The organism is Sulfurimonas sp. (genome assembly GCF_032250635.1).
Classification (GTDB): Bacteria; Campylobacterota; Campylobacteria; order Campylobacterales; family Sulfurimonadaceae; genus Sulfurimonas.
In genome coordinates this window covers 1-11,279 of record NZ_JAVVFL010000051.1, presented here as the reverse complement: position 1 = coordinate 11,279, position 11,279 = coordinate 1, and the positions used below count along the sequence as shown (strand labels likewise).

The following is an 11,279-nucleotide window of genomic DNA, read 5'->3' as shown; positions in this document are numbered from 1 at the left end:
GGTCCTGTTGTATTTCTAAAAGTTACCAAGCTAGAAAGCGGGATACTTTTTCCATCTTCTAAAATGTAGTAGAGTTTTTTTAACTCATCTAGTGATTTATACATACTCTCTTCGCCCTTTACCATCAGGTTGATACGGCGCATACCTTCTTGAACTATACCGACTTGAACTCCCGTAACCATTACTTTCATAAAGTTTGCGATTTCAGATTCGTTTACCCCATAGTAACCGAGTGCTTGCTGATTGAACTCCAGCTCAAAGTACTCGACCCCTTCGTTGCTCTTTTTATAGACATCACTGCTTCCTTTGATGGTCTCTAAGAGAGGTTTAATCTCGGAAGCTATGCGTTCAAGCTCACCGTGGTCGTCTCCAAAGATATCTATAGCCAAATCACCGCGCACACCGGTTAACATCTCCGATACTCTCATCTCAATTGGTTGGGTAAAAACATACTCGACCCCTACCATCTCGTCAAGAGATTTTCTTATCTCATTTTTTACCCACTCTTTTGATGGCTCACGCCACTCATTTTGTGGCTTGAGAATAAAAAAAGTGTCTGTGTCGTTAAGACTCATCGGGTCAAGCCCAAGCTCGTCAGTCCCAGTACGCGCGACTATGGATGAAATCTCAGGTACATCACTCATCACTTTTGTCTGAATCTTTTTGTTTAACTCTATACTCTCCTCAAGACTTATAGAGGGTAGAGACTCTATCATTGCGATAGTTGTTCCCTCATCCATAGTAGGCATAAAAGCTTTACCTGTTTTTGAAGCAAGATATAAAGAGGCCGCAAAGAGAACTATTACCACTCCAAATACCGTTTTAGAGTGTTTTATAGAAAAATCAAGAGACGGTTTATAGATTTTTAATAGATGAGTGATTAACCAAGACTCTTTATCGGGACGGATTTTTAATATAAATGAACTAAGAACCGGGATAAGGGTAAGAGATAAAATCAAAGAGCTAAAGAGTGCAAATACTATACTAAGAGCAACCGGTTTAAAGAGTTTTCCCTCTAACCCCTCAAGAGTAAGCAGAGGCATAAAAACGATGATGATTATAAGCACTCCCGTTACGATTGAAGGCGCCATCTCAACGGCAGCAGTGTGGATAATATGTAGTTTGCTCTTGTTTTTATACTTTTCATCTCCGAGCCTTGCCGTTATATGCTCAACCATAACAACCGCAGAATCCACAAGTATACCAACAGCTATCGCCAATCCTCCCAAGCTCATAAGATTAGCACTGAGTCCGAAATAATCCATCGCAATAAAACTCATAAGAAGTGCAAACGGCAGAATAATCGCAACACTAAGAGCGGAAGCAAAATTTCCAAGAAGAAGCAACAATACGATAACAATTAAAATAACAGCTTCTAAGAGTGTTTTTTTTACGCTCTGCGTTGCCAAATCAACCAACTGTGAACGATCATAAAATACATCTATTTTTGTATCTTGTGGAAGCATCGCTTCCATTTCGCTAAGTTCTGACTTTACCTCTTTTAAAACTTTTTGGGTATCTGCACCTTTTAGTCCTAAAACAATTCCTTGAACAACTTCTCCGTCTCCATTTTTAGTAGAAAAACCTGAACGGGTCAAATATCCCACATGTACATCTGCAACATCATCTATCGTTATTACTTTCCCCTCAATTTGGGCAACGCTTAGTTTGCGAATATCAAATATATCGTTAATCCGCCCGACACTTCGTACTAGAACACTGTTTACTCCCTGAGTCACTCTTCCTGCACCGTCATTAAGATTGTTTTTCTCAAGTGTTGTTATTATCTGCTCTAAGTTTATGCCGTAAGTGCGCATTGCGTCAAACTTTGGCGTTATCTCATAAGTTTTTACATTTCCGCCAAGGGCATTTAGCTCTGCCACACCGCTAACTGAGCGGATTTTCGGTGAAATCACCCAGTCAAGAAGCGAGCGCTTCTCTGTTAAGTTAAGAGTTTTTGACTCTATCGTAAACATCAATATCTCACTAAGAGGCGTGCTGATCGGTGCCAATCCACCTTCTATATTTGCGGGCAGTTCATCCATGATGGAGTTTAAGCGCTCACTTACCTGCTGTCTTGCCCAGTATATATCTGTTTTTTCTTCAAAGTCTATTGAAATATCGCAAATACCGTATTTTGACGTTGAGCGCATCATGGTTTGATGAGGAATGCCGAGCATGCCCATCTCTAGAGGAATAACTATGCGTGATTCTATCTCATCAGGTGTCATGCCGCTGGACTTCATAATAATTTTGACCTGTGTAGGCGAAATATCAGGAAAAGCGTCAACAGGAAGATTGTTATATGACTTTATACCAAATCCTAAAACTATAAGAGCCAACAGAGATGTAAATAGCCTCTGTGAAAGTACAAAAGAGATAATATGGCTCATTATTTCTCCTCATTGAGTCTATTTTGCAATATACTCGTTGCAGTTACGGCAATCGGCTCTTTGAGCTCCTCTTTATACTCCAGATAACACACCTCACGATTCTCGGCAAGCACATCTACCCTCAGAGCGCTATATGTTTGACCTTTTTTGATAAATACAATACTCTCGTTATCTTGTCGGATAAGAGCTTTTTTATCAATCACAAAAGCACGTTTTGCAACACTAAGCTCAACCTTTGTTCTAAGTCCGGCTAAAAGATTTGCATCCTTTGGAAGAACAAAACGAACATATCTCGTTTGATTAAGAGGGTGTAATGTCGGTGATATAAGCAGTATCTTTGATTTTATCTCATCTTTACCTACTCTTAAGATGACCTCTTGCGAAGGTTGCAGGGTTTTTACGACTGCTTGAGGAATATCTGCCTCTAACCAATTCTCTCCCTCTGTTTTGATAACAAAAAGAGCACTTGAGGGAGAGATATTTTTACCCACTTGGATGTCCGTTTGTAAAACTACTCCTTTTACTGAAGAACGAAGTTCTATATTTGAGAAAATAGTGAGCTCATTAAAGAGTTTTTGCATCACCTCATCCGTTGCTCCATAAGATCGAAGCAGCGCTTTTGCAGCTTGAAGCTTTATAGTGTCTCTTTTCATCTCTTCATCTGCTACAAAACACTCTTTTTGAGCAATTATTTCCTCTTTGCAGAGTTGTGATCTGCGATTTGCCTCATCTTTACTATAGGAGAGTTCTATCCAAGTATCAATTGCCTCTTTCTGCGCTTCTATCCAGTTTTGTGAACTCAAAGTTGCAAGAACTTCACCCTTTTTGGCATGTTCAAACTCTGTTTTATGCAGCTGCACCACTTGCGCTTCATAAGGCACGGAGATGGTGTGTAGAAGGGTTGGCGGGGTAGTGACTTGCATCATATATGTATCAAGAGGCACATACGTAACCTCTTTTGCTTTAGCACTCTGAATCTGCCAACTTTTTTCCTCTTGGGGTGTAAGCGTAACATCTGCTGTTAAGGAAAGTGCAAATACTATCTGTGCCATAATAATTTTTTTCATAATTTTTCCTTCGTTTGTAAAACGCTATAGATTTCAAATAGTGTTTTGTAATATTTTTTATAATGTTCAACAAGCTCTTTTTTAAGACCCAAAAGCTCTCTTTGGCTCAAAAGATACTCAATTACGGAAGCCTCTCCAAGATCATAAGCACTTTTTACAAGAGGCATCAGCTCATTTTCATACATCTGCACCATGACTTGGTATGCGTTGATACTCTCAAAATTTTGCGCCAGCTCTTTTTTAAGCGCATCTGAGTGGGAACTCTTTTGAAGTTTTATTCCCTCTTTTTCATACATGAGTGCACTTTTTTTATGCAGAGCCGCCGCACGATTCTCTTCATACAAAGATGTCGTAAAATTAAGCGGCATAGATAACGAGAATACAAATTTATCCGTATCAAGTTCATTTTGATAAGCTGCCCCAAGTGTAAACGAATCAAAAGAGACGTTATATCTCTCAAAATCACTCTGATATGTTAAGATTTTTTTCTCAAGCGATTGCTCTTTGAGCGTCTTATTTTCATAATCAAACTGTAGCTCTTTTATAATAGGTGTGGTATCTTTGCAAGAGAGCTCTTTTTCTCCCAAAAAGGGTAAAAGAGTTTTGGACTCTAGATTGTCACGAGAGATATTTACTTCATTTTCATAAAGCTTGTACTCAGCTTTAATTCTATTTAGCTCTATTTGAAGTGCTAAAAGATCTTTTTTAGAGATCTCGCCATACTCATAGGCTCTCTTTTTTTTCTCATAAAACTTCTCAAAAGCCAAAAAAGAGTCTCTGTACTGCAGAGTGTTTTTTTGGTTTAAGCAGTTAACGTGATAGAGGAGTTTTACCTCTTGACGCAAGAGAAAAAACTCATGCTCTAGCTCTAAAATCTCTGATTCGTTTTGATACCTAAGAGATTGCGTTGCCCCTTTCTTTACATTCGGGTGCATTATGTTTTGCGCTACCCCAACGCTGTACTCATAACCTGATTTATCCAAATCTGGCTTTGCGTATGCCCCTTCTGCCGAAAATTCAAGAGGTTCATTAAGTCCGGCAGCTCTGTTTTGTGAACTGTGAGCACCTTTAAGCGCCTCTATCGATTTTGCCAAAGGATGCTCATTTTGCACCTTTAGCAAGATTTCATCTAAAGTGATTGTCGCTGCATTTAAAGAAAAAACAGCTATAAAAAGAGATAAAATAATTTTCATTTAAGCTCTTTTCTCTAATGGTGTAATACATAGTATAAAAATTTTCACAACTACCCTTTTTTGTGCATAAAAATATGCTTATTTTATTTAAAGTTTATAGATTTTAATGGTTAAAGGAGTTATGCGATAGGGGGTTTAAAGAAATTAAAATAGTTCAAAGAGAGAAACGTTTCGTTATATTTAAAAAAAGAAGCTTTTTTTTGTATGACGGGAATATAAGCTGATTTTTCTACAAAAGGAAATATAGAATGACACTCTACATGAACCTCGCATAGAGTATCTGTAGTTTCGCACTGCGCATTTTCAGACACCTCATAAAGAGAACTCTTTACAGAGCAGTGATTATCCTCTAATGCGACAAAAGCGTAATCATGCATTACAGAAAAACTTATTGTAGCCAGAAGTAAAAATAGCCATATTTTTTTTAAACTCATGGTCGAATTCTATTAAAAAATAGTTAATGATTTTCCTCTAAAAGCGTTAAAACAGACTGTTTTTTTGATTAATTTTAGGCTTTTTAAACCTCAACGCAGAACTTTTAAAATATCTCCGTTATGTTATACTGCCGCTTATCAAAAAAATGGAGTGTACCTACATGAAAAAAATTTTACTAGCGATATTTGTGCTTCTCTTTGTATCCGGATGCGTCGATAAAAAGAGGGTTTTAAATATCCAAAACGAAGGACTTTGCTCAGCTGTTGTTGCAACGCTTTATCTAAATGAGATTGAGGTAAAAAACGGTGATGAGTCGTTTCACATAACTAAAGAGGAGATTAGAGACGCTCTTGCAAAATCACTTAAAGATACAGGGTGTTTTAGAATCTCTATGGATGTAAGAGACAAAGAGTCGCTAAATGTGGAGAGTGAATATCTGCTCGATACAAAAGCGACTCTCTTTAGAGAAAAAGAGATCTCAGAGAAAAACATCTTTAAAGACGAAGAGAGAGAACTGCTTCAGATTATAATCTCTCTTCATGCGCACAATAAAACGAAAGAGTTGACTGCTACGACAAAAAGTGAGCTTTCCATCAACAGATCAAAAATTTTGGGCTTTACTATAACGCAAGAGCAAGAGAGTGATAAAAAAACTGTTCTTACAAATGCAACAAATAAGATCTCTATTTTACTAAAAGAGGCTTTTAGCGGACTCTAGTAAAACAGAGTTTTTGTAAAATTAAATAAAAAAGGACAACAAAGATGATCACAAAAGAGAAATTCTCCGTACTACCCATATCCTCCCTCTTTTTTGCAATAGGGTTTTTGGCTATCGGGTACGGGATGATTTTAACTTTTATCGGTGTTCATCTTAAAGAGACGGGTTCAAGCAATATCGCCATCGGTCTCATCAACGCATCCTTTTTTCTAGGTGCCATAGGCGCTTCTATCTTTAGCCAAAAGATAATACAGAGTGTCGGACACATAAGAAGTTTTGCAACATTTGCCTCCATTATGATTATAGGTTTTTTGGGACATAGTCTCTATTTTAACGAGCTGTTTTGGGCGATTTTGAGACTGCTCTCCGGATTTGCATACTATGGACTGCTTATCATCCTAGAGAGTTGGCTCAACGAAAAAAGCTCGACAACGCACAGAGGAAAGATTTTAGCCATCTACACGATTATCTTCTATCTATCAACGGCAATCGGTCAACTTCTGCTAAATATCGGCGATCAAAGCGGCTCTATCTTTTTTGTAATCGGCTCAATTTTGGTTCTTTTCTCGGTAATCTTCATCTCTATGACAAAGATAAAAGAGCCAATTTTAGAGCCTTTTGAGAGATATAGCCTCCCTAAGATATTTAGCATTGCCCCATTAGCGCTTGCAAGCAGTTTCATAGGAGGCTTTTTTGTCGGCGGATTTTTCACCATGATACCGGTTTTTATAGTGGAGACATTCGGCTCCATCCAGACAGTCTCCATCTTTATGACCATAACCATCATAGGCGCTCTGCTCTCCCAATGGCCGATAGGAATCCTCTCCGATAGACTCGGGAGAAGAAAGATGATTGCATTTAGCAGTTTTTTCATCACACTTGTATCTATCGGGTTTTTGCTCTCCGCCTACGATGAGAACTCCTTCTATTTTTTAGGAGCGCTTCTTGGAGTAGGCATATTCTGCCTCTACCCTTTGGCGGTAGCAAGAGCAAATGATGTCGTAGAGGAGAGCAAAAACATTATGGAGATAAGCAGAACCCTGCTCTTTGCTTATGGTCTAGGCTCTTTTTCGGCACCGCTTATCATAGGAGTGGGAACCTATTTCTTTCATGATTTTATATTCATCTCTTTTTTAACTCTAAGTCTTTTCCTGGGCTTCTACTCACTCTCAAGAGAGAGGGTGGCTGATGAGAATATGAGCGTTTTCGTCAATATTCCAACTATCTCAGGCGCAGAGTTTCCTGCGCTCGACCCAAGGGGAGAGAGCGCTTAACTTCTCTCTTTTGTCATATAGATAAGCACCGAGAGAGACAAAATAAAAAGAGATGTCCCAATCATCAGATAGAGTGCATTTAACATTTTGTCGTGGTTCTCTATAGCGATTTTAAAAACGACCATAAGCGTCTCTATCGAGAGAGCTATAAGAATAGTCACAAGAAATTTTGTAAGCGTTTTTATCTCGATTTTTGCATTTTTTATATAACTCTTGAAGTAAACCTCCTGTTCCAGGATGGTTTTAGAGAGGTCAAAAATAGCAAGACCCAGAGTCGCTGCGATGATAGGTTTAAAAATGGTATCAATGCTCAGTTTTGATGCCATAAGATTTGTAAAAAAGTCGCTGCCTGCATAAAATATAGCCGCACCCGAGAGAAACATCATAAAATATCCTGCAAAAATATAGAAGAGCTTGGTTACATTGCTAAAAAATTTATCCTTCTCTATAAGCCCAAGTCTCTCTAGAATTATCTCAAGCCTCAAATCCATAAAAACGATGCTAGAACCCTCTTTTTTAGAAACCGTTATGCAGATATTTGAGGTTGCCGAGCTTTGGTAAGGCTGTGCAAAAGCAAAATCGTTCTCTTTTATCTCCAACCTCTCAAGCAGATAGCTTCTGTCTTTGTCTCTTTCGCTCTCATCTACTCTGTATTTAAAGATATTTGCCGATGTCTGTTTTTTTGTACTGCTATTTACGACATAGAGAAGCTCCAGCGATGGAAAAGTACTAAATAGAATCTTAAAATTGTTCTCTTCATGAGCGCGAAGAGGTGCGAGATTTTCTATGCTCTCCTCTATAAATGCCTCTATTTTCTTCCTGTTTTGTGCATATATCTCCATATACTCTTTCATGCTAAAGCCTTTTTGTTGATCTTTTTTATTATAACCCTCTCAAGAGTTTAGAGATTATCTTTAGTGCTTAAATAATCATCAATTTATGCTAATATATATACGATTTTGATAAAAAGGGTTTTTTATGAAATATATACGATTTTTTAGTGAGCTGAATATTAACGACATTGCGATAGTCGGCGGCAAAAACGCTTCCCTTGGGGAGATGTACCAAAATCTAGCTCCAAAAGGGGTAAATATCCCAAACGGTTTTGCTACTACGAGTGATGCCTACTGGCTTCTTTTAGAAGAGAACTCCATAAAAGAGAAGGTAGCTTCCATCTTGAGTGATCTGGACATACAAGACACAAATAATCTTCAAGAGCGCGGGCTTAAAGTTCGCAATCTCATACTAAATTCACACCTTCCAAAAGCCCTTGTCGAGGAACTCAAAGAGGCATACAAGACTCTCTCAAACGAGTACAAAAAAGACGGGGTTGATGTGGCAGTTCGCTCTTCAGGAACGGCGGAGGATCTTCCAGACGCATCTTTTGCGGGACAGCAGGAGACCTTTTTAAATGTCGGCACACAAGAGGAACTTTTGGATAGTGTCTTAAGATGTTTCGCTTCACTCTTTACAGACAGAGCCATAAGCTACAGAACGAGCCGTGGTTTTAGCCACTTCAAAGTAGCTCTCTCGGTCGGTGTGCAGAGGATGGTGAGAAGCGACTCCGCATCAAGCGGCATCATGTTTACTATTGACACGGAGAGCGGCTCAGAAAATCTCATCCTAATAAACTCCATCTGGGGATTGGGCGAAAACGTAGTGAGCGGGCGCGTCAATGCGGATGAGTTTTTTGTCTTTAAACCTACGCTCAAAGAGGGCAAAAAAACCATACTTAAGCGCTCTTTGGGAAGCAAAAAAGAGAAGATGCTCTACAGTGAAAAATCACGCACTATAAATATTTCAACCACAGAAGAGGAGCAAAAGAGTTTCTCAATAACCGATGATGAGGTTATGGAGCTCGCGCGTGAAGCGCTTATCATCGAGGAACATTACAGCCGTCCTATGGATATTGAGTGGGCAAAAGATGGAGATGATGGCAAACTCTACATTGTTCAGGCAAGACCTGAGACCGTAAAAAATAGAGAGAACAAGAGTCTTACAAACCAACGCTACTCGCTTGATGGAGTAAAAGGGGCAAAGATCTTAACATCTGGACGTGCAGTCGGAGATAAAATAGGAAGCGGAAGAGTAACTGTCATAAATGACACAACTGAGTTTGAACGCTTTAAGGAAGGCGATATCTTAGTTGCAGACTCTACAAATCCAGACTGGGAACCAATCATGAAAAAAGCTTCTGCGGTCATCACAAACCGCGGAAGCCGAACGTGTCATGCGGCAATCGTAGCAAGAGAGATAGGAGTTCCTGCCGTTGTCGGATGCACCAATGCTACAGATATCCTTCACGACGGACAGATAGTAACTGTTAGCTGTGCGCAGGGAGATGAGGGGTATGTTTATGAGGGAGAAGTTCCCTTTAGTGTCAAAACTGTAGATATGAAAGAGCTCAAACAGACTAAAACAAAAATATTTGTAAATGTCGGAAATCCCTCTGAAGCTTTTCACTTTGCAAAACTTCCAAACGACGGTGTCGGACTTGCTCGAATGGAGTTCATTATGAACAACTCCATCGCTGCTCATCCGATGGCGCTTGTAGATATGCACAAAGGCAAAAGCGTTAAAGACGAAGAGAAGATACGCTCCTTTATGACTCCATGCCGTGACACAAAAGAGTTCTTTTTGCAAAAGCTGAGCGAAGGCATAGGGATGATTGCGGCGGCTTTTTACCCAAAACCGGTCATCATCAGAACAAGTGATTTTAAAAGCAACGAGTACCGCAATATGCTCGGCGGATTTCTTTATGAAGCAGAGGAAGAGAACCCGATGATAGGCTTTAGAGGTGCCAGCCGCTACTACGACGAAAGTTACCGCGAAGCGTTTGAGTGGGAGTGTGAGGCACTAAAACGTGTGAGAGAAGAGATGGGGCTTAGCAACATCAAAATAATGATCCCCTTTGTCCGCACGCCTGATGAGGGAAAAAAAGTTATAGAGATTATGAACTTCCAAGGGCTTACGCAAGGCAGAGATGGACTTGAAATCTATGCCATGTGCGAAATCCCCGCAAATGTAATCTTGGCAGATAAATTTCTTGAGGTTTTTGATGGCTACTCAATCGGCTCAAACGACCTAACACAGCTTACTCTTGGAGTCGACAGAGAGAGTGCGAAAATCGCCCATATATTTGATGAGAGAAACGAGGCGGTTAAGCGTATGTTGCAAATGGCAATAAAAGCGTGCAAAGAGAGAGGCAAATACATAGGCATCTGCGGACAAGCACCATCAGACTACCCGGAGATTACCGAGTTTTTGGTACAAGAGGGGATAGACTCCATCTCACTAAACCCAGACTCACTCTTTAAAATGCGCCTAATTGTGAGTGACTTGGAAGAGAAACTCTCTTAGGAGTTTGGAGAGAATTTTTTTCTAAAAAACTTCTCCACTTCCATCACTGCAACCAGTGTTAAAGCTATGATAAGCAGTGTGCCCCACATCTCTAAAGTAACGGGTTCAACGCTTAGCACCGACTGCATGAAAGGTGTGTACATGGCTATCATGTGGACACCCTGCGCTGTGATGACGGATATCCATAAAAGTACATTTCTGGCATGGTTGATTTTAAATATGGAGCTGTTTTCACTGCGTGAGTTGAAGGTATGCACATTCTCAAATAGCACCATCATTAGCAGTGTGATGTTTCTTGCCGCCTCCTCTTTGTATCCAAACTCAAGCAGCGTATAAAAAAGAGCGAATGCGGAGATGCCCATATAGAGACCGCCCACAACCACTCTGCTAATCATGGTTTTGTTAAATATAGGCTCTTTTGGGTCGCGCGGCTTGCGTTTTAGCACTCCGGGTTCAGCCTTCTCAACGGCTAGTGCTACATCTTGTATGCCGTTCGCAACAAGGTTGAGCCAGAGTATCTGCACAGGCAGAAGCGGGACAGGTATAAAAAATATGATTGAGAGAAGCACAAGCACTATCTCTGCAAATCCTGTAGCTATAAGAAGATGAATAACTTTGCGGATATTGTCATACGCAACACGTCCCTCTTCTACACCATTTACGATGGAGCCGAAGTGGTCATCCGTTAGTATCAAATCACTTGATTCACGAGCCACATCCGTGCCGCTTTTGCCCATCGCTATACCGATGTTTGCAAATTTAAGTGCGGGCGCGTCATTGACACCGTCTCCGGTTACCGCCACAAAGTGACCGAGTTCTTGAAATGTTTTTACTATAAG

Annotated in this window: 9 protein-coding genes; 3 read left to right on the top strand and 6 right to left on the bottom strand. The window is 40.0% G+C overall.

Annotation, left to right across the window (positions count from 1 at the left end; genetic code table 11):
- From RQ763_RS04660 to RQ763_RS04645, 4 genes are all read right to left on the bottom strand, one after another.
- Window positions 1-2,393: CusA/CzcA family heavy metal efflux RND transporter (locus RQ763_RS04660; protein WP_314151485.1), on the bottom strand; the 2,393-nt coding region annotated here is incomplete at its 3' end.
- Window positions 2,393-3,460, bottom strand: coding sequence for an efflux RND transporter periplasmic adaptor subunit (locus tag RQ763_RS04655; RefSeq protein ID WP_314151483.1), 1,068 nt, complete (start codon window positions 3,458-3,460; stop codon window positions 2,393-2,395). The genes RQ763_RS04660 and RQ763_RS04655, both read right to left, overlap by 1 nt.
- Window positions 3,457-4,653: a TolC family protein gene (locus tag RQ763_RS04650; RefSeq protein WP_314151482.1), complete on the bottom strand. Its 1,197-nt coding sequence runs from the start codon at window positions 4,651-4,653 to the stop codon at window positions 3,457-3,459. Before RQ763_RS04650 ends, RQ763_RS04655 begins: the two co-directional genes overlap by 4 nt.
- 119 nt (window positions 4,654-4,772) lie before the next feature.
- The gene (locus RQ763_RS04645) at window positions 4,773-5,087 is read right to left on the bottom strand and encodes a hypothetical protein (RefSeq protein WP_314151481.1); all 315 of its coding nucleotides are present in this window, start codon (window positions 5,085-5,087) and stop codon (window positions 4,773-4,775) included.
- A 161-nt stretch (window positions 5,088-5,248) separates the two neighbouring features.
- Here RQ763_RS04645 and RQ763_RS04640 point away from each other — a divergent pair, with 161 nt between their 5' ends.
- Window positions 5,249-5,806: a hypothetical protein gene (locus RQ763_RS04640; RefSeq protein WP_314151479.1), complete on the top strand. Its 558-nt coding sequence runs from the start codon at window positions 5,249-5,251 to the stop codon at window positions 5,804-5,806.
- Window positions 5,807-5,850: 44 nt separating this feature from the next.
- Window positions 5,851-7,080 (top strand): MFS transporter, encoded by a 1,230-nt coding sequence (locus tag RQ763_RS04635; RefSeq protein WP_314151478.1) that lies wholly within the window; start codon window positions 5,851-5,853, stop codon window positions 7,078-7,080.
- On the opposite strand, the gene RQ763_RS04630 is transcribed toward RQ763_RS04635, so the two are convergent.
- Entirely contained in the window at window positions 7,077-7,934 is an 858-nt protein-coding gene (locus RQ763_RS04630; protein ID WP_314151477.1) for a hypothetical protein, read from the bottom strand. The genes RQ763_RS04635 and RQ763_RS04630 overlap by 4 nt on opposite strands.
- Window positions 7,935-8,058: 124 nt before the next feature.
- Between RQ763_RS04630 and ppsA the strand changes: the two genes are divergently transcribed.
- A complete protein-coding gene (gene ppsA / locus RQ763_RS04625) occupies window positions 8,059-10,440 on the top strand; it encodes a phosphoenolpyruvate synthase (RefSeq protein ID WP_314151476.1) in 2,382 nt (793 codons plus the stop codon).
- Here ppsA and RQ763_RS04620 read toward each other — a convergent pair.
- Window positions 10,437-11,279, bottom strand: an 843-nt coding sequence (locus RQ763_RS04620) for an HAD-IC family P-type ATPase (protein WP_314151475.1), incomplete at its 5' end; no start/stop codon positions are given. The two genes, ppsA and RQ763_RS04620, sit on opposite strands and share 4 nt — an antisense overlap.